The 20,904-nt window shown below is 51.4% G+C and carries 22 protein-coding genes and 3 tRNA genes; 13 read left to right on the forward strand and 12 right to left on the reverse strand.

Annotation, left to right across the window (positions count from 1 at the left end):
- Positions 1 to 459: 459 nt before the first annotated feature.
- The 8 genes from OGY33_RS23295 to holD form a co-directional block, all read right to left on the reverse strand.
- Positions 460 to 1,236 (reverse strand): metal-dependent hydrolase, encoded by a 777-nt coding sequence (locus OGY33_RS23295; RefSeq protein WP_048214992.1) that lies wholly within the window; start codon positions 1,234 to 1,236, stop codon positions 460 to 462.
- Positions 1,233 to 2,306, reverse strand: a complete 1,074-nt coding sequence (locus tag OGY33_RS23300; protein ID WP_048214993.1) for a patatin-like phospholipase family protein — start codon at positions 2,304 to 2,306, stop codon at positions 1,233 to 1,235. Before OGY33_RS23300 ends, OGY33_RS23295 begins: the two co-directional genes overlap by 4 nt.
- Positions 2,307 to 2,426: 120 nt before the next feature.
- The gene (locus tag OGY33_RS23305) at positions 2,427 to 2,588 is read right to left on the reverse strand and encodes a DUF1328 domain-containing protein (RefSeq protein ID WP_003019081.1); all 162 of its coding nucleotides are present in this window, start codon (positions 2,586 to 2,588) and stop codon (positions 2,427 to 2,429) included.
- A 127-nt stretch (positions 2,589 to 2,715) separates the two neighbouring features.
- Entirely contained in the window at positions 2,716 to 3,333 is a 618-nt protein-coding gene (gene osmY, locus OGY33_RS23310; RefSeq protein ID WP_048214994.1) for a molecular chaperone OsmY, read from the reverse strand.
- Positions 3,334 to 3,641: 308 nt separating this feature from the next.
- On the reverse strand, positions 3,642 to 5,231 hold the full coding sequence (gene prfC, locus OGY33_RS23315; RefSeq protein WP_003829982.1) for a peptide chain release factor 3: 1,590 nt from the start codon (positions 5,229 to 5,231) through the stop codon (positions 3,642 to 3,644).
- A gap of 92 nt (positions 5,232 to 5,323) precedes the next feature.
- Positions 5,324 to 6,004, reverse strand: coding sequence for a pyrimidine 5'-nucleotidase (gene yjjG / locus OGY33_RS23320; RefSeq protein ID WP_008786125.1), 681 nt, complete (start codon positions 6,002 to 6,004; stop codon positions 5,324 to 5,326).
- Positions 6,005 to 6,018: 14 nt separating this feature from the next.
- Positions 6,019 to 6,465, reverse strand: coding sequence for a ribosomal protein S18-alanine N-acetyltransferase (gene rimI / locus OGY33_RS23325; RefSeq protein ID WP_003829985.1), 447 nt, complete (start codon positions 6,463 to 6,465; stop codon positions 6,019 to 6,021).
- Positions 6,434 to 6,847 (reverse strand): DNA polymerase III subunit psi, encoded by a 414-nt coding sequence (holD, locus tag OGY33_RS23330; protein ID WP_003829988.1) that lies wholly within the window; start codon positions 6,845 to 6,847, stop codon positions 6,434 to 6,436. Before holD ends, rimI begins: the two co-directional genes overlap by 32 nt.
- A 103-nt stretch (positions 6,848 to 6,950) precedes the next feature.
- On the opposite strand from holD, the gene rsmC reads away from it, so the two are divergent.
- From rsmC to OGY33_RS23350, 4 genes are all read left to right on the forward strand, one after another.
- Positions 6,951 to 7,982 (forward strand): 16S rRNA (guanine(1207)-N(2))-methyltransferase RsmC, encoded by a 1,032-nt coding sequence (gene rsmC, locus OGY33_RS23335; RefSeq protein ID WP_048214995.1) that lies wholly within the window; start codon positions 6,951 to 6,953, stop codon positions 7,980 to 7,982.
- A 222-nt stretch (positions 7,983 to 8,204) separates the two neighbouring features.
- Positions 8,205 to 8,291 (forward strand) — tRNA-Leu (locus OGY33_RS23340).
- A 28-nt stretch (positions 8,292 to 8,319) separates the two neighbouring features.
- Positions 8,320 to 8,405 (forward strand) — tRNA-Leu (locus OGY33_RS23345).
- Between the two features lie 32 nt (positions 8,406 to 8,437).
- Positions 8,438 to 8,523: transfer RNA gene (locus OGY33_RS23350), tRNA-Leu, on the forward strand.
- A gap of 39 nt (positions 8,524 to 8,562) precedes the next feature.
- Here the strand turns inward: OGY33_RS23350 and OGY33_RS23355 are convergent.
- On the reverse strand, positions 8,563 to 8,799 hold the full coding sequence (locus OGY33_RS23355) for a DUF1435 domain-containing protein (RefSeq protein ID WP_003019100.1): 237 nt from the start codon (positions 8,797 to 8,799) through the stop codon (positions 8,563 to 8,565).
- 255 nt (positions 8,800 to 9,054) lie between these two features.
- On the opposite strand from OGY33_RS23355, the gene OGY33_RS23360 reads away from it, so the two are divergent.
- Both OGY33_RS23360 and fhuF read left to right on the forward strand, forming a co-directional pair.
- On the forward strand, positions 9,055 to 10,131 hold the full coding sequence (locus tag OGY33_RS23360; protein WP_048214997.1) for a diguanylate cyclase: 1,077 nt from the start codon (positions 9,055 to 9,057) through the stop codon (positions 10,129 to 10,131).
- Between the two features lie 108 nt (positions 10,132 to 10,239).
- Positions 10,240 to 11,028: a siderophore-iron reductase FhuF gene (fhuF, locus tag OGY33_RS23365; RefSeq protein WP_032942310.1), complete on the forward strand. Its 789-nt coding sequence runs from the start codon at positions 10,240 to 10,242 to the stop codon at positions 11,026 to 11,028.
- Positions 11,029 to 11,057: 29 nt separating this feature from the next.
- On the opposite strand, the gene OGY33_RS23370 is transcribed toward fhuF, so the two are convergent.
- A complete protein-coding gene (locus tag OGY33_RS23370; RefSeq protein WP_149607592.1) occupies positions 11,058 to 12,401 on the reverse strand; it encodes a PTS sugar transporter subunit IIC in 1,344 nt (447 codons plus the stop codon).
- Between the two features lie 365 nt (positions 12,402 to 12,766).
- Here OGY33_RS23370 and OGY33_RS23375 point away from each other — a divergent pair, with 365 nt between their 5' ends.
- The gene (locus tag OGY33_RS23375) at positions 12,767 to 13,225 is read left to right on the forward strand and encodes a YbaK/EbsC family protein (protein ID WP_003830001.1); all 459 of its coding nucleotides are present in this window, start codon (positions 12,767 to 12,769) and stop codon (positions 13,223 to 13,225) included.
- 57 nt (positions 13,226 to 13,282) lie between these two features.
- Here the strand turns inward: OGY33_RS23375 and bglJ are convergent, their stop codons facing one another.
- Both bglJ and OGY33_RS23385 read right to left on the reverse strand, forming a co-directional pair.
- Complete coding sequence (bglJ, locus tag OGY33_RS23380) at positions 13,283 to 13,960, reverse strand: DNA-binding transcriptional activator BglJ (RefSeq protein ID WP_048214999.1); 678 nt, start codon at positions 13,958 to 13,960, stop codon at positions 13,283 to 13,285.
- The gene (locus tag OGY33_RS23385; protein WP_048215000.1) at positions 13,921 to 14,646 is read right to left on the reverse strand and encodes a helix-turn-helix transcriptional regulator; all 726 of its coding nucleotides are present in this window, start codon (positions 14,644 to 14,646) and stop codon (positions 13,921 to 13,923) included. The genes bglJ and OGY33_RS23385 overlap by 40 nt, the downstream gene beginning before the upstream one ends.
- Positions 14,647 to 15,104: 458 nt before the next feature.
- Between OGY33_RS23385 and OGY33_RS23390 the strand changes: the two genes are divergently transcribed.
- The 6 genes from OGY33_RS23390 to opgB all read left to right on the forward strand — a co-directional run bounded on the left by OGY33_RS23390 (position 15,105) and on the right by opgB (position 20,834).
- A complete protein-coding gene (locus OGY33_RS23390; RefSeq protein ID WP_003830006.1) occupies positions 15,105 to 15,881 on the forward strand; it encodes a threonine/serine exporter family protein in 777 nt (258 codons plus the stop codon).
- Positions 15,872 to 16,345, forward strand: a complete 474-nt coding sequence (locus OGY33_RS23395; protein ID WP_048215002.1) for a threonine/serine exporter — start codon at positions 15,872 to 15,874, stop codon at positions 16,343 to 16,345. Before OGY33_RS23390 ends, OGY33_RS23395 begins: the two co-directional genes overlap by 10 nt.
- Positions 16,346 to 16,470: 125 nt before the next feature.
- Complete coding sequence (gene dnaT / locus OGY33_RS23400) at positions 16,471 to 17,010, forward strand: primosomal protein DnaT (protein ID WP_008786116.1); 540 nt, start codon at positions 16,471 to 16,473, stop codon at positions 17,008 to 17,010.
- A 2-nt stretch (positions 17,011 to 17,012) separates the two neighbouring features.
- Positions 17,013 to 17,750 carry a replicative helicase loader DnaC gene (dnaC, locus tag OGY33_RS23405; protein WP_003019133.1) on the forward strand — a complete coding sequence of 246 codons (738 nt, stop codon included), beginning with the start codon at positions 17,013 to 17,015 and terminating at the stop codon, positions 17,748 to 17,750.
- A gap of 70 nt (positions 17,751 to 17,820) precedes the next feature.
- Positions 17,821 to 18,312, forward strand: coding sequence for a YjjA family protein (locus OGY33_RS23410; RefSeq protein ID WP_008786115.1), 492 nt, complete (start codon positions 17,821 to 17,823; stop codon positions 18,310 to 18,312).
- A gap of 230 nt (positions 18,313 to 18,542) precedes the next feature.
- The gene (gene opgB / locus OGY33_RS23415; RefSeq protein WP_103014422.1) at positions 18,543 to 20,834 is read left to right on the forward strand and encodes a phosphatidylglycerol--membrane-oligosaccharide glycerophosphotransferase; all 2,292 of its coding nucleotides are present in this window, start codon (positions 18,543 to 18,545) and stop codon (positions 20,832 to 20,834) included.
- Positions 20,835 to 20,904: the final 70 nt, after the last annotated feature.

The raw sequence follows: 20,904 nt of genomic DNA on the forward strand, positions 1-20,904 counted from the left end.
TGCGGCTACATCATTTGCAGGCCGGAGAAAACACAGCCGCCATCCGACGAAGTTTTGCCTGATGCGCTTCGCTTATCAGGCCTACGGAGCGCACACTTTTGTAGGCCGGATAAGGCGCAGCCGCCATCCGGCGAAGTTATGCCTGATGCGCTTCGCTTATCAGGCCTACGGAGCGCATACTTTTGTAGGCCGGATAAGGCGCAGCCCCCATCCGGCAAAAAATATGCCTGATGCGCTTTGCTTATCAGGCCTACGAAGCACACACTTTTGTAGGCCGGATAAGACGCAGCCGCGATCCGGCGAAGTTATGCCTGATGCGCTTTGCTTATCAGGCCTACAAAGCGCACACTTTTGTAGGCCGGATTAGGCGCAACTGCCATCCGGCAAAAATATGCCTGATGCGCTTTGCTTATCAGGCCTACGAAGCAGACACTTTTGTAGGCTGGGTACGCCATCCAATCACATGTTAAACAACGCCGTGGTATTACGATACAGCGCGTCAGCGATCACGTCCGCAGGTTCCGGGCGCAGTTCGCATAAGACGTCGAAGACTCTGACTACCTGCTCCGGGCGGTTAGGCTGCCCCTGAAAGCCGTTGAGCGGCATATCCGGCGCGTCGGTTTCCAGCAACAGCGATTCCAGCGGCAGTTGCGCTATTACCTCGCGGGTTTTACTGGCGCGCGGATAGGTAATGGTGCCTCCCACGCCAATTTTGTATCCCAGTTGCACAAAGCGCTCTGCCTGCTGCACGCTCCCGGAAAAACCATGCACCACGCCAGTTCGTGGCAAAGTATGACGTTTCAGGTGCATCGCCAGCTTGTCATGGGTACGCCGCGAATGCAGGATCACCGGCAATTCATACCGCTTCGCCAGCTTTAGCTGCGCTTCCAGCACCCGCTCTTGCTTATCGAATTGCGGATCGTCCCGATACAGATCCAATCCAATCTCGCCTAGCGCCACCAGCTTTTGTGGGCGCTTATCCAGCTCCTGTTGCAACTGGTCCAGGCAGTCATCGCTATGTTGTTCAATAACAATGGGATGCAGACCAAGCGCGGCAAACAATGGAGGATAATTTTCCGCTAACGCCAGTACGCGGGGAAAATTCGCCGCCTGGGTGGCCGGAACGATAATGCTCTGTACACCAACCTCCACCGCGCGCTGAATGCTGGCAGATTCATCTCCGGTAAACGGCGGGAAATCAAAGTGACAATGCGTATCGATAAAACGATAACTCACGCCAAATCCTCATTATCAAACGTCGTGTCGTTCGCCTGAGGCGCATTGGTCACCACTGGCACATGGGCATCGTTGGCCACCGGCGCGGGAGGAACTACCACCGGCCCCGGCACCACAATCTTCGGCGTCTGACGAGGCAGCGGCGCATTTTTCGCCAGCAGCTTGCCGACTGTCGCCAGAAAGTAACGACCGCACAGGCGTCCGGTTTTGTAATCTTCCCGCAGCGCCGGAATACGGCTGCCCAACGCCATGCTATGGAGTGGTTTTGGCGGATAGATCTCAAAAATACGCAGCTTGCCCGGCGGCTTCTCAATAAAACTCTGGATAGCACGATAGCTGGTCTCATGATGCTGCACCAGATTCAGAAACGGTTGCAGGCTACTTTCACCCAACCAGCGCTCCATACGTTTGAACCACTGCGGGGTGTAGTACATTTGCGAAGGCACAGTGCGAATCACTACCAACGTTTTTGCCCCCTGCTTCGCTGCCTCCTGCACAGGTATGGCATCACTAACTCCTCCATCCAGATAGTTCACGCCGTCCAATACAACCCCTGTGCGGTAGAACCCGGGAATCGCGCTGGAGGCTCGAATGAGGTCGAGCCAGTTTTGCCGGTTCGGCGAAAAATAGCCGGGCGTGTAATCATCGCCCCGACAGGCGCACATATAAAACGCTTTCCCTGCGGCAAACAAACGCTCGGCGTTATCCATCGCCAGCGGCATCTGGGATGCGGTCGAATCCACGAGCCAGTCGAGATCGATTAAGTTTCCCCCGCGCACAAAGCGTACCGGGTCAAAAAACTCACGGCGGGTGGTGTAACGCATAATGACTTTACGGCCATAACCAGGCTGGTTACACAGATAGGCTGAAAGGTTTTGCGCGCCGGCGGACGTCCCATAGTAGAGATCAAAGGGATTGAACTGCGCACGCATGAATTCATCGAGTACGCCAGCGGTGAAAATGCCTCTTTGTCCCCCGCCCTCGCACACCAGCGCCACACTGCCTGGTTGAAATGGACGTAACGATAACGGCGCAATATTACCGAGCGTGACGGGTATTCTCTGCCCCACCTCTGCCTTCCTGTTGTTTTGTAATAGAACAACAAAGTAACGCAAATTGCCTGACGCTAAAACCGTAAAAGCCAGTCCACTGGACTGGCTTGGTAGCAAGTTATCTTTACGGTTTACTTACTAGGGTCGTTTACGCCCTGTAAACAGGCTGACCAGAAACAGAATGATCCCCACCACGAAAACAATTTTCGCTGCGCCTGCAGCGGTACCAGCCAGTCCACCAAAACCCAGTGCGGCGGCAATTAACGCGATAACCAGAAATATGATGCCCCATCGAAACATGCGCTTCTCCTTTACCATAGTTAATGTCACCGCTTGATATGAGCGCTCAGGCTGCTCATCGGCGATATTTTTAGTGTGGTGCACAACACGCCTCCCGACAAACGTCAGGAGGACGAATTAAGTCTAATTACTGAGTTTTGAGATCGTTTTTGACGCTTTTCACGCCATCAATCGCTTTGGCGATGCTCTCAGCACGATCGCTTTGAGCCTGTGAATCGACGGTGCCTGAAAGTTGCACTACGCCCTCGGTGGTCTCAACTTTCACCTTGCGGGAAGGGACGATATCATCGGCCAGCAGCTTGGCTTTTACCTCACTGGTGATTGCCGTATCGCCCGCATAGCCTTTAACGGAGGTTTCTTTACTATCACGCACGTGCAGTTTGTCGCTAACGGAGGTCACACCCTCAACGCCTTTCGCCACTTTCACCGCTTCTTCGGCCTGTGCCTGGCTTTCAACAAACCCGCTTAGTGTCACCACCTTTTGATCTGTTTTGACGGAAATATCGGTGCTCTTAATGCTTTCGTGGTCCACCAGCGCGGCTTTTACTTTCGCGGTGATGGTGCTGTCATCCATGAAATTACCGACTTTGTTCATAGAGCTATCGACTTTCTGCCCCGCACTTTCGACGCCGGATTGCGCTTTATCCATCGTGGCGTTTTCTGCATAAGCAGAACCCGTTGCAACAGCGGAGGTCAGCATCACGGCCAGCAGCGTTTTAGAAATCTTAAGTCCTGTCATTGTCATCGATGTATTCCTGTATGTTTTGCCAAACGCTATGCTCTGCCGTTAAACGGCTTGAGCCAGCAACTAATCTTGTAAGTGGAATAAATATCAGCAATAGACGCTGCAACAGGCAGCCTAAAAAGCATTAAACGCCGATATTTATGTCATCACATTGTTAAATATAGTTCACGATTTCGTGATCGCAGTCAGAATTGATTAAAAAACAGGCAAACAAAAGAAAAACGCGAGGTTTTAAGAACATTCCGCAAGGGATTTAAAAGACAGGAAAAGTTGCAGGGCACGGCGGATACCGTGCCCTGGGAGGTCGATTAGTGTTCGCGTGTTTTACGGAACTGAACGTCCGGGTAACGTTCCTGGGTGAGATTCAGGTTAACCATGGTTGGTGCGATATAGGTGAGGTTATCGCCGCCATCCAGCGCTAGCTGAATTTCGTTCTTACGCTTAAATTCTTCGAATTTCTTCACGTCAGAACATTCTACCCAGCGCGCAGTCGCCACGTTGACGGATTCATAAATCGCTTCAACGTTGTACTCGCTCTTCAGACGTGAGACCACCACGTCAAACTGCAGCACACCGACAGCGCCCACGATCAAATCGTTATTGGCGATCGGACGGAATACCTGCACTGCGCCCTCTTCTGACAACTGAACCAGCCCTTTCAGCAGCTGTTTCTGCTTCAATGGATCCTTCAGACGAATACGACGGAACAGCTCCGGTGCGAAGTTCGGAATACCGGTGAACTTCATCATTTCGCCCTGGGTAAAGGTATCGCCGATCTGGATAGTGCCGTGGTTATGCAGACCGAGAATATCGCCCGGATACGCTTCTTCCACATGAGAACGGTCACCGGCCATAAAGGTGAGTGCGTCGGAGATCACCACGTCTTTACCAATGCGCACCTGGCGCATTTTCATGCCTTTCTCATACTTGCCGGATACCACACGCATGAACGCCACGCGGTCACGGTGTTTCGGGTCCATGTTGGCCTGAATTTTAAACACGAAACCGGTGAACTTCTCTTCTGAGGCTTCGACGACGCGGGTGTCGGTTTTACGCGGCATCGGCGCAGGCGCCCACTCCACTAGGCCGTCCAGCATATGGTCAACGCCGAAGTTACCCAGCGCGGTACCGAAGAAGACCGGGGTGATTTCGCCCGCGAGGAACAGCTCATGGTCGAACTCGTTGGACGCGCCCTGCACCAGCTCCAGCTCGTCACGCAGCTGCTGCGCCAGGTCTTCACCCACGGCAGCATCAAGTTCCGGGTTGTTCAGACCTTTAACAACACGCACTTCCTGAATGGTGTGGCCTTTACCGGTCTGATACAGGTAAGTTTCATCTTTATAAAGGTGATAGACACCTTTGAACAACTTACCGCAGCCAATCGGCCAGGTGATTGGCGCACAGCCGATTTTCAGTTCGTTCTCGACTTCATCCAGCAGCTCCATCGGATCGCGGATGTCACGGTCGAGTTTGTTCATAAAGGTCAGGATCGGCGTATCGCGCAGACGGGTAACTTCCATCAGCTTACGGGTACGATCTTCGACGCCTTTTGCAGCATCGATAACCATCAGGCAGCAGTCCACCGCCGTCAGAGTACGATAGGTATCTTCGGAGAAGTCTTCGTGCCCCGGGGTGTCCAGCAGGTTCACCAGGCAGTCATGATACGGAAACTGCATCACAGAGGTGGTAATGGAGATACCACGCTGCTTTTCCATTTCCATCCAGTCAGATTTTGCATGCTGGCTGGAGCCACGGCCTTTTACCGTACCGGCGGTCTGAATGGCCTGTCCGAATAACAGTACCTTTTCAGTAATTGTCGTTTTACCGGCATCCGGGTGAGAAATAATGGCAAAAGTGCGGCGTTTGGCCACCTCTTGCAAATAAGGAGACAACGTCATAGTCAAATCTTCTTAGGTAAGCACGGCAACGGGCCGGGCAAGTTGAATACGAAAAATTGCGGCTATTTTACCCATCAACGGGGGGGAGGCAATCAGTGTTTACACAGGAGCTGCTCCAGTTCGCTTAATGACGCTACGGTCCAGGTCGGCTGAATGCCCGCTGGCTGCTCGCGGTGGTGCGTATTTAGCCAACAGGTGGATAGCCCGGCGTTAATGCCGCCAAGAATATCGGACTCTGCGGTGTCACCCACCATCAGCACGCGAGAACGGTCCGGATTACCCGCCTGCTCCAGCGCATGGTCAAAAATACGGGGGTCGGGTTTTGCCACCCCAACCTGCTCAGAAATCACCAGCAGGTCGAAATAGTCGCGCAGCCCCGTCCGCTCAAGGCGGATTTGCTGCAACGCGGTAAAACCGTTAGTAATGATGCCGATTTTCGTTTTATCACGAATCGCATTGAGCAGAGAAACTGCCCCCGGCAACGGTGAGCAGATCTCCGCCATCGCATTGATGAATGCGTCATTAAGCTGGCCCGGTTCAACCTTCAGGCGTTCGGCCCAGCTCTGAAAACGGGCATGCTGCAGTTGTAATGAGGTAATCGCGCCGTTTTGGTAATCCACCCACAGCGGTTTATTCACGGCCTGGTAGTCCTGAAAATCTTCAGCGGTAAAGGTAATGCTATAGTCGAGAAACATCCGCTGTAAGCCGGTAAACGAGTCAAACGTAAACAGCGTTTCGTCGGCATCAAAGAAAATCCAGTCCCACTTCTTCATCATTACACCTTATCTTACATGCTGATTGGCAACGCCATGATGATGGCGTCTTCGTGTCCATCGGCCGTTGGATAGTAGTTGCGACGGATCGTCGCCTCGTTAAAGCCTAAGCTTTCGTACAGCGCGATAGCGGCCGCATTCGAGGCGCGCACTTCAAGCCACAGGGTCAAAATGCCACGCTTTTCCAGCTCATCGATCAGATGCTCCAGCAGCTCACGTCCCAGGCCCCGGCGCTGAAAGTCAGGATCGACGGCGATATTGAACAACGTCGCTTCATCCAGTACGACCTGCGTGATTGCAAAGGCGGCCATCACGTCGTCAACCCTCAACTGAAAATTGAGGTAGCGATCGCCCTGGTTGCTGGCAAATGTTTTTTCACTCCACGGAAAAGCGTGGGCGCGTTTTTCAATCTGAAATGCTGCGGGTAAATCAGTCGGCTCGAGGGAAGAAATCGTGTTCATATGCGCAGATTTGTTGCCATAACGCGGCGCGTGCCGCTGGGTTTTCCCGTAATTCATTAAACGCAGGACTCTCGACCTGAGCGCCCTCCAGCAGCAGCGGCTCTTCGGTTCCCAGCCGCCAGCTATTACAGCGACTGCCTTGCGGCAGCATGGCGACACGGTCAGGCGTCAGTTGTAAAACCTGATCCGGGCTAACGGTTAATGCGCGTAAAATATCGCTGATCAACGGTTCGGTTAGCGCGGGTAACTGTGCAGCAACCATCACCAAACGGACATGCGCAGGAATGGAAATCGCGATCTCGCCCTGCAGTGCGCCAGGACGACGCAACGACCACTGCGTAATGCCCAGTTGCTGTAACTGCCAGTCTCGTCGGGATGTCATAGCGAAACACTCCTGTCTATCAGGGGCGCAAATATAGCAAATTTGTCGAATCCGTGCCATCAAACAACTATAATCCCCCGCTGTACAATTTAAGGAGCATTCCATGTCTGCTTTTACCCCGGCAAGTGAAGTCTTGCTGCGCCACAGTGATGATTTCGAACAAAGCCGTATTCTGTTTGCCGGTGATTTGCAGGATGACCTGCCTGCCCATTTTGAAAGCGCCGCCAGCCGTGCGCACACCCAGCAACTTCACCACTGGCAGGTGCTTAACCGCCAGATGGGCGACAACGTCCGCTTCAGCCTCGTCGCGCAGGCCGATGACGTTGCCGATAGCGATACGCTGATCTACTACTGGCCGAAGAATAAGCCGGAAGCCCAGTTCCAGTTGATGAACATTCTGTCGCTGTTACCGGTGGGCACCGATATTTTTGTTGTCGGCGAGAATCGCAGCGGCGTACGTAGCGCAGAGCAGATGCTTGCCGAATACGCACCGTTAAACAAAGTCGACAGCGCACGTCGCTGTGGCCTGTACCACGGTCGTCTGGAAAAACAGCCGGTCTTTGATGCAGAAAAATACTGGGATGAATACCAGACAGAAAATCTGACCATCAAAACGCTGCCGGGCGTCTTCAGCCGTGACGGTCTGGATATTGGCAGCCAACTGCTGCTCTCCACGCTGACGCCGCACACCAAAGGCAAAGTGCTGGATGTCGGCTGTGGCGCAGGCGTTCTCTCCGTCGCCTTAGCCAGCCACTCGCCGAAAGTGCGCTTAACCCTGTGCGATGTTAGCGCCGCCGCCGTTGAAGCCAGCCGCGCAACGCTTGCAGCCAACGGCATTGAAGGTGACGTCATCGCCAGTAACGTCTTTTCTGACGTGACGGGTCGTTTTGATATGATCATCTCCAACCCGCCGTTCCACGACGGTATGCAGACCAGCCTTGATGCCGCACAAACGCTGATTCGTGGCGCAGTGCGTCATCTCAACAGCGGTGGTGAACTGCGTATTGTGGCGAACGCCTTCCTGCCTTATCCGAAGGTTCTGGATGAAGTGTTTGGCTTCCATGAAGTTATCGCGCAGACCGGGCGTTTCAAGGTCTATCGCACTGTGATGACGCGCCAGGCGAAAAAAGCCTAACGGCTGTAGGCCAGATAAGGCGTTTACGCCGCCATCCGGCGTGACACCGAGCAACGCCGGATGGCGCTATCGCTTATCCGGCCTGCATAAAACGCCAAAAACCGAAGAAACGCCTTTTTTTTCGGCAATCACGTTAAGTTCGAAAATTAACTGTTGACGCCCTGCATAAAATCTCTAGAATTCGCCCCCGTGGTAACGATACTTTTTGAGTGTCGATGGTATGCGAAGGTGGCGGAATTGGTAGACGCGCTAGCTTCAGGTGTTAGTGTCCTTTCGGACGTGGGGGTTCAAGTCCCCCCCCTCGCACCATAATCCACGTTGATATTGCTCGCACTGGGCGAAGGTGGCGGAATTGGTAGACGCGCTAGCTTCAGGTGTTAGTGTCCTTAGGATGTGGGGGTTCGAGTCCCCCCCCTCGCACCAACGAGGCGATATCAAAAAAATAAGATGACTGTGCGAAGGTGGCGGAATTGGTAGACGCGCTAGCTTCAGGTGTTAGTGTCCTTAGGATGTGGGGGTTCGAGTCCCCCCCCTCGCACCAATTATCTTATTTCCCTCTCGATTTCCTTCTCTGTTTTGTTCATCCCTGATTCCAGTTCATCATTACCAAAACAATGCCACCAATCAGTGCCGCGCATGAAGGTAACAAAACAAAGTGCCGTAAACGTTTGTGGTACAGCATGAGCGAAGTCAGCAGTAATCCTAATACAATCATCACCTTCCATACGTAGACCGACAGATCGCTATATGCCATCCCGGCAATCAGCATTCCCGGCAGCAGAACACCCCATCCACTGCCCAGCGTACGTTGCAACATGATTTCACCTATGAAATTGATAATGATAACCAATATCATATGATAAAATTTCTCATTTGTCAGCCGTGAAGCACTATCAATTATATGAGTTTTACTTAACGATTGATGACATGAATAATCCAAGGTGATAAATTGCTCACCGGTTAGCTCTTCAACTAAAAACAATAAAAACCTCTGCGAATGATACCCCGTTCGTTATTTGTTTTATTTACCAACACACCTTCGTACATTGCAGATAACTAACAATATTTACCTATGACAGTACAATCCTGGCGAACTCTGCGCACAAAAAAATACCAACTCTCTTTACGACTGTTTCTGCTGCTCAACGCAGTCTCCGCGCTGTTTACGCTTTTTTTCCCACTGTTTACGGTCAAAGCCTTATCAGTACCTACGTTGCTGATGCTGGTGATGAGTACACTGCTGCTGGTATGGCATGGGAAATACGCGGATAAAAGAATTAATCTCCCTTTTATTTCAATCGTTTTTGGCTTGTTATGGGCGTTACATATATTCTTGAAATATAATGCTCTAGGTCAGAATGATTATTATTTCCTGTTAATAGCGCTGCTCAGCGTACTGTTTATTGGCTCTATCGCTTTTGCCAATAATATCATCGCGTTTACGCTCCACTCACTCCCCTCCGTCGCCGTTTGTTTATGGCTTAACGGCAGCGAACATGGTTTGCGGATTTTCTATTTTATGGCGCTGCCTATGGCCGGTATCGCCATCCAGCATGTGATACAAAAGCGCTACGATGGATTCGCTCAGCAACTGATGTACAAACTGCTGGAGGAAAGGGAAACCCTGAACGGGCTCAGCATGCTCGACCCGCTAACCGGTTTGTATAATCGCCGGGGGCTGCAACACCGGCTCGATACGCTGTTGGCTCTGAGTAATTCGAGGCACTTCGTTCTGCTGCTGGATATCGACCATTTCAAATCCTATAACGATCATTACGGACATATGATGGGCGACCAGGCGTTGATCCGTGTTTCTGCCGCCATCCGAGACTCCGTACGCTCCCGGGATGTGGTGGCGCGTTTTGGCGGTGAAGAGTTTATGATTTTGCTGACCGCGGTCGATCCACAGCAGGCCCAGGCTGCCGCCGAACGTATCCGCCAGAAAGTGTACGATCTTAAAATCCCTCACATGTTTAATGAGAGCGTGGCAACCAACGTAACCGTCAGTATCGGCATTGCACCTCTGGTAGAACAGGATATTGATGCTGCTATCGCCAAAGCGGATAAAGCCCTTTATGAGGCCAAGAATCTTGGACGTAACAATACGCTGGTCAGCGATGAGCTGCGGGTAAACTGCCCCTCTACCTGAGCTTTCTGTGCGCTGCCGCTCGGGATGGCGACAAAGATCTTGCCATCGCTCAATGTCAATTATAGGATTAGCAATCATTATCATTAAGATTAACATCCTTATATCGACATGGCTTATCGTTCCGCACCGATCGTTGAAGATGTCATCTGGCGTAGCCATCTCCCCTCAGAGATGCCCTCGCTGGCTGCTGCCGTACGCGCAACGATAGCCAAAACTCGCGAGCACCTGCTGGACTTCATTCGTCTTGACGAAACGCCTGTGCCAGGTGCAATGACGCTGCATGAATGGACGCAACCGGCGACGCTTAGCTCGCTGCTGGCCGTTTATTCAGACCATATCTATCGCAACCAACCCACGCTACCCCGCGAAAATAAGCCCCTGATTTCTCTTTGGGCGCAATGGTATATCGGCCTGATGATGCCTCCGTTAATGGTGGCCCTACTGACGCAAAAAGAGGCTATCGACGTCTCTCCTGAACATATGCGCGTAGAGTTTCACGAAACGGGCCGTGCGGCCTGCTTCTGGATCGACGTCCATCAGGATCACCAGGCAACAGCTCTGTCCCCTCAACAACGCATGGAAACGCTGATTCTCTCAGCGCTGACGCCGGTTGTGCAGGCGCTGGAAGCGACGGGCGAGATCAACGCGAAGCTTATCTGGAGCAACACCGGATATTTAATTCACTGGTATTTAACGGAAATGAAGCCGTTGCTAGGTGAGGAACTGCTGACCACGCTGCGCCAGACCTGCTTTTTTGAGAAACAACTCTCCTGCGGTCAGGATAACCCTCTGTGGCGAACCGTTGTTCCGCGCGAGGGGCTGTTAGTACGCAGAACCTGCTGCCAACGCTATCGCCTGCCTGACGTTCAGCAATGCGGAGACTGCACGCTGAAGTAAGCGAGGAGCCGTAGCCCCTCGCCAGATATTTATGCAACCTGCTGGTTTTCCTCTTCCATACGCTGCGCTTCTTCTTTTTCCTGCGCCAATAGCTGCTTTTCGTAGACCTTAAAGAATGGGAAGTAGATAACGGCCGACACCAGCGCCAACAGCACCACCAGAATAGCCGCACGATAATCCCAGCCTAATGCCCATGCCGCGCCAACCGGTGCCGGTGCTGTCCAGGGAACCACTGAAATGACCCGCCCAATTAAATCCAGTTTCATCGCCGCCCAGGCCAGTACCGCATTCACCATTGGGGCCATCAGGAAGGGGATAAAAAACACCGGGTTCATGACAATCGGCGTACCAAAAATCACCGGTTCGTTAATATTAAAAATGCTGGGGACTACGCTCAGACGCCCAATCGAGCGTAGATGAGCCGAACGACTACGCAGATAGCAAATCACCAACCCCATCGTTGCACCTGACCCTCCGACCACAATAAAGAACGTCCAGAACGCTTCCATAAAGATATGCGGTAACGGCGCGCCCTGCGCCAGCGCCGACTGGTTCATCCCAAGATTAGTTAGCCAGAACATTTGCAGCATTCCCGACACAATTGCCGCGCCGTGAATACCCGCAAACCACAATAGATGTCCAATCAATACCGCCAGAAGTATCGCCGGGAGAGAATCTGCAGCCGACACCAGTGGTTTAAAGATGGCCATAATGGCCTGAGGGATCAGCATGTCAAACTGCGACTGTATCACCAGACTCAGCGGGTACAGCGTCAGTACTACCACCAGCACCGGGATCAGCAGATCGAAAGAGTTTTTGATCATCGGCGGCACCTGATCGGGTAAACGGATGCCGATGTTGTGCGCCTTCAGGAAGCGCATCATTTCAACACAGTAAATGGCCACCAGGATGGCGGTGAAAATCCCCGTTCCTCCCAGGCTATCAACCGGCATTGTGCCTTTGGTTTTTGGCGCGGCAATCAGCAAAAAAGCCATGATTGATAGCATCGCACACATAAACGGATCTAACTGATGGGACTTCACATAGTGCTTGCCCAGGTTATAAGCAATAGCCGCACATATGTAGACCGACATAATCCCCATCGTCATATCAAACGGTGTGAGGATTTGGCCTTCAAACTGTTTTGCCAGATCCAGCCACGCGCGAGCAAATCCCCAGGTGGTATCCGGAGAAAAAGGCGGATAGGCAAAAACCAGCAGAAAAGAGCCTACAATCATAAAAGGCATCGCCGAAATAAAACCGTCGCGAATGGCCATTACATGTCGTTGTGAAGAGATGCGCCCGGCAACAGGGCTGACGTAATTTTCAACAAAGCGGAAAATCACGTTAAACACAGCATGGTTAGTAGACATAGCCGTTCTCCCGTTGTGCAAAACCCTGCAACCGTGCTGGAATCAACACCACCACGTAAAGCCCATTACTACTTTTCGCAACCGTGCCGGGAGGAACAACAGCACTACCGCTTTTCGAGTTAAGTTTCATAGATGGCTCTTATTATGTGATACAGAGGAAGTGACAACTTCAGTATTAATCGTCATTTCAGCATTCTGCAACCGGTTACTGTAACCGGTTTCTTTGATTGTGAAGACGATCGAAAAACTGCCAATGTTGCTATGTTGTTACAATAAAATATTTACAGTGTGGTTGCCCCTATGACAAATTACATCCTGAAGTTTTCTGCTGTGCAGGGCTATCTGTAAGCGATAGGGAGAGAAGAATGAGTTTGCAATCAGTACGCCAATTCCTGGCGCAACATGCACCAGATATCGAGATCATCGAATTAAACCAGAGCACAGCAACCGTTGATCTGGCAGCAAAAGCCCATAACGTTGAACCTGGCCAAATAGCGAAAACACTTTCGCTAAAGGTGAAGAACGATATCATCCTGGTCGTGGCAAAAGGCGATGCCCGACTGGATAATAAAAAGCTAAAGAGTACGTTCGGTGCCAAAGCCCGAATGTTAAGTAGTGATGAGGTCGTGAACGCGACGGGGCACCCCGTTGGCGGCGTTTGCCCCTTCGGATTAGAAACACCGATATCAGTGTACTGTGATGTTTCTCTGAAGCACTACGCTGAAGTGCTGCCTGCCGCAGGTGCCATCCACAGCGCAGTTCGCATCACGCCTGAAAGGATGGCTGAACTGACTTCTGCCACCTGGGTTGACGTGTGTCAGTAATGTTTCACACGCTAAACCTGCGACCAAGCCCGGCAAGAAACACGTCAATGTTGTCCGTCATGAAACCGCCTGCATAAAAGGCGCTGGCTCGCCAGCACGCAGATACAACAGGATGTCAGCGGCATCCAATAACCCGGCATCCGAGCTGACCCCCAGTTTGGACATCACATTAAATTTGTGTGCCCGAATGGTTTTGATGTTCCGTTCAAGCTGAACAGCAATCTGTGGCATCGAATAGCCATTCGACATAAAGCGCAGTATTTCTCGTTCTGTCGGACTGAGCATACGGCTTTGATTAATATACCAATGGTTTTTCGTGCCTTCGGTTCCCCGACCAGGGCTGCTTAACGCCGTAAATAACGCGTCCTGCAACACCGTTAACGAAGAAGCTTTACTCACAACGCCATCTAACGGCAAGGGGGACAGGGAACCAATTAAACGCGCTTCAGCATCATCATCGGCAATCACCACACGGCGAATCCGCGGATAATTTATCGCCAGCTCCGTTAAATAGGCCAACCCTGCCCTACGATCGGTTCTGATTGCAGAGAGGGAAAAAATAACTGCCGAAAACGACATCTTTAACATTGCCTGGCTAAAAGCGGGCTGGTTTGAAAAGAGATGAAGTTTATATTGGTCATCCGGCATGGTATTAAATAAACTCTTAATACCCACGCTGCTCATCGTGCACTTTTCTACCAGTGCAACGTTTCTTTTGATGATTCTGCTTTCCATTCCGTGGTTTCTCCATAAACTGAAGGTAAATTAAGTTCTCGCGATCCTTGAGAACTATTTATCCAGGCATACATTTCTGCATTGCTATTTATCGACAAGCGACGCATAGCGCTATTCTTTTGGGCGCTGATTGTTTTATTACTTTTCTTCAGCAACGCCGCAATCTGGTTAATCCCCCAGCCTTTCCCAAGGAGGCGCAATACTTTTCTTTCAGAGAGAGTGAGAACGATAGATCGTGCGCTATGGTCTAACAATTGCGGCATAGCAGGCGGAAAGAGCAGCGCCTTGCTTATTCTCTCTGCTCGTGTATTTCCTGCGTGAATGACATTCACTAAACTTTCAATCGGCTCGGCGTCAGAGAGCAGCGAACTGACAGAACACATCAGTAGTTCAACAGCCAGAGGATAAAAAATACGAGATACGAGAAATACCCAATGAATATCACGGTATTGAGATAATAAAGAATAATATTGTTCGCAAACTGAACGTGGATGATTGCAGTCTCCGGTTAAATCAGCAATTACCAAATCAGCACACCGTAGCTGTAATAACGTCAGTTCTTCAACAGAACGACAGTAGGTAAGTTCGTAATCGGCGAACTGCGCTTGCATTACGCCTTTAAGCCCAGTTTGTATAATCGGTGATTTACTAATAATAATTGCGTTTTTGCAGCGTCCTGGCAACATATCCCCTCCACACTCACCAGTCCGCAATCGTACTTAATTAAATTCTCCCGGATAGATTAATAATCTTAACTCACAGGAGAATACTCCGAACAATAAGCGGGGTGAATTGTTATCCTTGGTATTTATTTCAAAAAGTATTGACGGCACCATCCAAATAGCGCCAAATTTTAAGCTATTATTGCACAATTACGTATAAATACATTATCTGTACAATTATAATAACTACAATAGATCGTTAGCATGGCTTACGTATTTGCCATCCGGGAAAATAACGCTACATTTCAATCATGTCTCCCCCTCGTACCTTAGCGAACGGGAGCGTTAAGATGCCACAACCGTATCACCTGTGTCTTTTTTCGACACAAAGATTGATCTTAGCCAGAGCCAGCGGGCTCATGCTTCATGATAAAAAGAAGACATTCGTCACTCAAAGAGATCCTTTTCAGTCAGAGCGAGCCATGCAAACAGAGCAGTCGTCACAGCGAACGGTTACACGGTTATGTATTCAATGCGGACTTTTTTTACTTCAGCATGGGGCAGAAAGCGCTCTGGTTGACGAGTTATCCACCCGCCTCGGGCTGGCACTTGGCATGGATAGCGTAGAAAGCGCCATCTCCTCTAACGCTATCGTCCTGACCACCATTAAAGACGGGCAATGCCTGACATCAACGCGAAAAAATCAGGATCGCGGCATTAATATGCACGTCGTGACGGAAGTGCAGCACATTGTCATTTTGGCGGAACATAAACTGCTGGATATTAAAGGGGTAGAGAAACGCTTTAGCCAGATTAAGCCGCTACGCTATCCAAGATGGCTGGTCGCCTTCATGGTCGGCTTGTCCTGCGCCTGCTTTTGTAAGCTCAATAACGGCGGATGGGATGGTGCGGTGATCACTTTTTTCGCCAGCATGGTGGCAATGTATATCCGTCAGATTCTGGCATCCCGGCATTTGCACCCACAAATCAACTTTTGCATCACCGCGTTTGTGGCGACAACGATTTCTGGTCTGCTGCTAACGCTACCGACGTTTAACCACACCCCAACCATCGCCATGGCTGCCAGCGTGCTGCTGCTGGTTCCGGGCTTTCCGCTGATCAACTCCGTCGCGGATATGTTTAAGGGACACATTAATACCGGGCTCGCCCGCTGGGCAATTGCCAGTTTGCTGACATTGGCAACCTGCATTGGCGTAGTCATGTCGATGACCTTATGGGGGCTGCGCGGATGGGCGTGATCGATTTCATATTGGCGTTAATGCAGGACATGATCCTGTCGGCAATCCCGGCGGTAGGCTTTGCCATGGTATTTAATGTCCCTCATCGGGCGCTCCCCTGGTGTGCGGTACTCGGCGCGCTCGGCCACGGTTCGCGAATGGTAATGATGAGCGCAGGATTTAATATCGAATGGTCAACCTTTATGGCGTCGCTGCTGGTCGGCTGCATTGGGATCCAGTGGTCGCGTTGGTATCTGGCGCATCCGAAAGTCTTTACCGTTGCGGCAGTGATCCCGATGTTCCCTGGGATCTCCGCCTACACCGCCATGATCTCGGCGGTAAAAATCGGTCATTTTGGCTACAGCGAAGCGCTGATGATCACCCTGCTGACCAATTTCCTGAAAGCCTCATCGATTGTCGGTGCGCTCTCCATCGGGCTATCCGTGCCAGGATTATGGCTGTATCGCAAACGCCCACGCGTTTGACGGTGCACTTTCTTTAATACCATGCAGAGAGGGGAATCTCCCCCCTCATCTGCTGCTCTCCTTCTTCTCTGTGTTACTATAAAAGCAGTCCCCTTCTCGGTTGTTGTTCAGTATTGAGAAACATTATGCCCTGCAAAATTTTGACGCCAGACGTCACTAGCATTGACGCCTTACTACACGATCACCACGCCGTGCTGGCCAAGTCTGCGGGTGGCGCCGTAGCCGTATTCGCTAACAATGCACCAGCATTTTACGCGGTGACGCCTGCGAGACTGGCTGAGCTGTTGGCGCTTGAGGAGAAACTGTCACGCCCGGGAAGCGATGTGACATTAGATGATCAATTTTATGAAGAGCCGCAAGCCGCTCCCGTTGCCGTACCAATGGGGAAATTTGCGATGTACGCTGCCTGGCAGCCTGATGCCGACTTTCAGCGTCAGGCTGCTTTATGGGGTGTAGCGTTGAGAGAGCCGGTTACTGCTGAAGAGCTGGCCTCATTTGTTGCCTACTGGCAGGCTGAAGGAAAAGTCTTTCACCATATTCAGTGGCAGCAAAAACTGGCGCGCAGCATTCAGATTGGACGGGCCAGCAATGGCGGAATGCCAAAGCGCGATGTGAACAGCGTCAGTGAACCTGACAGCCACATTCCACCGGGTTTTAGAGGATAACGATGAAAAACGTTGGCGACCTGATGAAACGTCTGCAAAAAATGATGCCACCTAATGTCGAGCCCGCATTTAAAACGGGCGAAGAACTGCTGGCATGGCAAAAAGAGCAAGGTGAAATTCGTGCCGCAGCGCTGGCCCGCGAAAACCGGGCTATGAAAATGCAGCGCACATTCAACCGTTCCGGTATCCGTCCGCTGCATCAGAACTGTTCGTTCGAAAACTATCGGGTAGAGTGCGAAGGTCAGATGAACGCCCTGAGCAAAGCCCGCCAGTATGTTGAAGAGTTTGACGGCAACATCGCCAGCTTTATCTTCTCCGGCAAACCCGGCACCGGCAAAAACCATTTAGCCGCCGCCATCTGCAACGAACTGCTACTGCGCGGCAAGTCGGTATTGATCATTACCGTGGCCGATATCATGTCGGCGATGAAAGAAACGTTCAGTAATCGTGAAACCAGCGAAGAACAGTTGCTCAACGATCTGAGCAATGTGGATCTGCTGGTGATCGATGAGATCGGCATGCAGACCGAATCGCGCTATGAAAAAGTGATTATCAATCAGATCGTCGATCGCCGTTCATCCTCAAAACGTCCGACCGGCATGTTAACTAACAGCAATATGGATGAAATGAACAAGCTGCTGGGTGAGCGCGTGATGGATCGTATGCGCCTTGGCAACAGTCTGTGGGTCATTTTTAACTGGGAAAGCTACCGTAGTCGGGTAACCGGGAAAGAGTATTAAGGTATTAGGACCACTCCTAAGACTGCCAGCGCTATACTGCGCTGAAAAGGCATAACACGAGTTGCATATAATGATGAAAACTACCAAACGTCTGCTGTGCTGTGCGCTTGCCGCCAGCACGCTCATCTCCACCAGCGTTTTCGCCGCCTCCTGGCAGGATTCGCTCTCCAGCGCGGCCAGTGAGCTGAGCAAACAAAGCTCCGGCTCGCAAAGCAGCTCGTCGCTCTCTTCCCTGACCAGCCTGCTGAATGGCAGCAATCAGTCGTTGACCTCCAGCAGCATGAATAACGCAGCCGGGATCCTTGAATATTGCGCGAAACAGAAGCTGGCTTCGGTCACCGACGCGCAAAACGTCAAAAACCAGGTACTGGATAAACTGGGACTCAGCGCGCCTGAGCAGAAGCAAGACACCAACTATATGGACGGTATTCAGGGGCTGCTCAACGCCAAAGATGGTCAACAGCTGGACCTGAACACAATTGGCAACAGCTCGCTGGCGAAGCAGGTAAAAACCAAGGCCTGCGATCTGGTGTTAAAACAGGGCATGAACTTCATTTCCTGACGCACGACATGCCGCGTATAACCTGCGCGGCATCTATTTGTTTTCGACAATACATTCACATTCCAAATAAACAGTCTTTCCCCACAAAAACGCGCATATCTAAACCAATTCTGAATAACAACGTAATTTAATGTCACTACAATTGCAGCAATGTAACAACGCTATTACATTGTTCTCTCACCAAATGATTAGCCTGCCAGGCAATTGCCCGGTTTACTGAGGATCGACCGTTGTCAGAATTAATCTCCATCACTCTGTTTCTCGCTTCAGTGCTGATTTATGCCTGGAAAGCGGGTCGCAACACCTGGTGGTTTGCCGCCACGTTAACGGTGCTGGGGATTTTTATTGTCTTGAATATCACGCTTTATGCCAGTGACTATTTCACCGGCGACGGGATCAATGACGCGGTTCTCTATACGCTGACCAACAGCCTGACCGGCGCGGGTATCGGCAAATATATTCTGCCGGGCGTTGGGATCGCGCTGGCGCTGACGACCGTTTTTGTCGCTCTCGGCTGGATCCTACGCCGCCGTCGCCATCATCCACATCATGTGGGTTACAGTCTGCTGGCCCTGCTGCTGGCGCTGGCCTCCGTTGACGCCAGCCCGGCATTTCACCAGATAACCGAACTCGTGAAGTCGCAGTCACGCGATGGCGACCCGGATTTCCCGACGTATTATAAAGAGCCATCGAAAACCATTCCCAATCCGAAGCTGAACCTGGTGTATATCTACGGTGAGAGCCTCGAACGCACCTATTTTAATAACGACGCATTCCCGGATCTGACCCCGGAACTCGGCGCGTTGAAAAACGAAGGTCTGGATTTCAGCAACACCATGCAGCTGCCGGGTACGGATTACACCATCGCGGGCATGGTCGCCTCCCAGTGCGGAATTCCGCTGTTTGCGCCGTTTGAAGGCAACGCCTCTGCGTCGGTTTCAAGTTTCTTCCCTAACAATATTTGTCTGGGCGATATCCTGAAAAACTCCGGCTATCAGAACTACTTTGTGCAGGGTGCCAACCTGCGCTTTGCTGGCAAAGACGTGTTCCTGAAATCTCACGGCTTTGACCATCTGTATGGTGCGGAAGAGTTAAAAAGCGTGGTGGCGGACCCGACCTATCGTAACGACTGGGGCTTCTACGACGATACCGTGCTGGACGAAGCGTGGAAAAAATTCGAAGAGCTTTCGCGCTCGGGCCAGCGTTTTTCACTGTTTACCCTGACCGTGGATACCCATCATCCGGATGGATTTATCTCCCGTAGCTGCAACCGTAAACGTTATGACATCGACGGGAAGGCCAACCAATCGTTCAGCGCGGTCAGCTGCAGCCAGGAAAACATTGCCGAATTTATCAATAAAATCAAATCATCGCCGTGGTTTAAAGATACCGTTATCGTGGTGTCTTCCGATCATCTGGCGATGAACAACACCGCATGGAAGTATCTGAACAAGCAGGACCGCAACAACCTGTTCTTCGTACTGCGCGGCGATCAACCGCAACAGGACACGCTGGCGGTAAAGCGTAACACGATGGATAACGGCGCAACGGTACTGGATATTCTCGGCGGCGATAACTTTATCGGCCTTGGCCGCAGCAGCTTGTCGAGCGAATCCGTCTCGGAAGTGTTCCTGAACATCAAAGAAAAAATGCTGGCGTGGAAGCCCGATATCATTCGCCTGTGGAATTTCCCGAAAGAGATGAAAGAGTTCACCGTCGACCAGGACAAAAATATGATCTCTTTCTCCGGCAGTCATTTCCGCCTGCCGCTGCTGCTGCGAGTATCGGACAAACGCGTCGAGCCGCTGCCGGAAAGCGAATACTCGGCCCCGCTGCGCTTCCAACTGGCAGATTTCGCCCCACGCGATAACTTCGTCTGGGTCGATCGCTGCTACAAAATGGCACAACTGTGGGCGCCGGAGCTGGCACTCTCTACCGATTGGTGCGTATCACAGGGGCAGCTGGGCGGACAGCAAATCGTACAGCACGTCGATAAAGCCAAGTGGAAAAGTAAAACCGTATTTAAAGACACGGTAATCGACATGGAGCGCTATAAAGGTAACGTCGATACGCTGAAAATTGTCGATAACGACATTCGCTACAAAGCAGATAGCTTCGTTTTCAACGTGGCGGGCGCGCCGGAAGAGGTCAAACAGTTTAGCGGCATTTCACGCCCCGAATCCTGGGGACGCTGGTCCAATGCGCAGCTCAGCGAAGAAGTAACGATTGAGTACAAAGCCCCGCTACCGAAGAAATTCGATCTGGTCATTACCGCGAAAGCCTTCGGTGACAATGCCAATCGTCCGATCCCCGTGCGCGTTGGCAACGAGGAGCAGACGCTGGTGTTAGGCCATGATGTCAGCACCACCACCTTACATTTTGATAACCCGGCGGATGCCGATACGCTGGTAATTGTTCCACCCGATCCGGTCGCCACCAACGAGGGCAATATTCTCGGTCACTCACCGCGTAAGCTGGGGATCGGGATGGTTGAAATCAAAGTAGTGGCTCAGGGTTCGTAACATGAAAGGCCTGATAGCGCTTTGCTTATCAGGCCTATCGTGAACCGAATGTATTGTCTGAAAAAAAACA

The sequence above is a fragment of the Citrobacter sp. Cpo032 genome (genome assembly GCF_030332975.1).
GTDB lineage: Bacteria > Pseudomonadota > Gammaproteobacteria > Enterobacterales > Enterobacteriaceae > Citrobacter > Citrobacter portucalensis.

Coding starts and splice junctions, on each gene's coding strand:
- OGY33_RS23305 (WP_003019081.1), bottom strand. CDS start 2,588: ATGTTTCGATGGGGCATCATATTTCTGGTTATCGCGTTAATTGCCGCC.
- osmY (WP_048214994.1), bottom strand. CDS start 3,333: ATGACAATGACAGGACTTAAGATTTCTAAAACGCTGCTGGCCGTGATG.
- prfC (WP_003829982.1), bottom strand. CDS start 5,231: ATGACGTTGTCTCCTTATTTGCAAGAGGTGGCCAAACGCCGCACTTTT.
- yjjG (WP_008786125.1), bottom strand. CDS start 6,004: ATGAAGAAGTGGGACTGGATTTTCTTTGATGCCGACGAAACGCTGTTT.
- rimI (WP_003829985.1), bottom strand. CDS start 6,465: ATGAACACGATTTCTTCCCTCGAGCCGACTGATTTACCCGCAGCATTT.
- holD (WP_003829988.1), bottom strand. CDS start 6,847: ATGACATCCCGACGAGACTGGCAGTTACAGCAACTGGGCATTACGCAG.
- rsmC (WP_048214995.1), top strand. CDS start 6,951: ATGTCTGCTTTTACCCCGGCAAGTGAAGTCTTGCTGCGCCACAGTGAT.
- OGY33_RS23355 (WP_003019100.1), bottom strand. CDS start 8,799: ATGTTGCAACGTACGCTGGGCAGTGGATGGGGTGTTCTGCTGCCGGGA.
- OGY33_RS23360 (WP_048214997.1), top strand. CDS start 9,055: ATGACAGTACAATCCTGGCGAACTCTGCGCACAAAAAAATACCAACTC.
- fhuF (WP_032942310.1), top strand. CDS start 10,240: ATGGCTTATCGTTCCGCACCGATCGTTGAAGATGTCATCTGGCGTAGC.
- OGY33_RS23370 (WP_149607592.1), bottom strand. CDS start 12,401: ATGTCTACTAACCATGCTGTGTTTAACGTGATTTTCCGCTTTGTTGAA.
- OGY33_RS23375 (WP_003830001.1), top strand. CDS start 12,767: ATGAGTTTGCAATCAGTACGCCAATTCCTGGCGCAACATGCACCAGAT.
- bglJ (WP_048214999.1), bottom strand. CDS start 13,960: ATGGAAAGCAGAATCATCAAAAGAAACGTTGCACTGGTAGAAAAGTGC.
- OGY33_RS23385 (WP_048215000.1), bottom strand. CDS start 14,646: ATGTTGCCAGGACGCTGCAAAAACGCAATTATTATTAGTAAATCACCG.
- OGY33_RS23390 (WP_003830006.1), top strand. CDS start 15,105: ATGCAAACAGAGCAGTCGTCACAGCGAACGGTTACACGGTTATGTATT.
- OGY33_RS23395 (WP_048215002.1), top strand. CDS start 15,872: ATGGGCGTGATCGATTTCATATTGGCGTTAATGCAGGACATGATCCTG.
- dnaT (WP_008786116.1), top strand. CDS start 16,471: ATGCCCTGCAAAATTTTGACGCCAGACGTCACTAGCATTGACGCCTTA.
- dnaC (WP_003019133.1), top strand. CDS start 17,013: ATGAAAAACGTTGGCGACCTGATGAAACGTCTGCAAAAAATGATGCCA.
- OGY33_RS23410 (WP_008786115.1), top strand. CDS start 17,821: ATGATGAAAACTACCAAACGTCTGCTGTGCTGTGCGCTTGCCGCCAGC.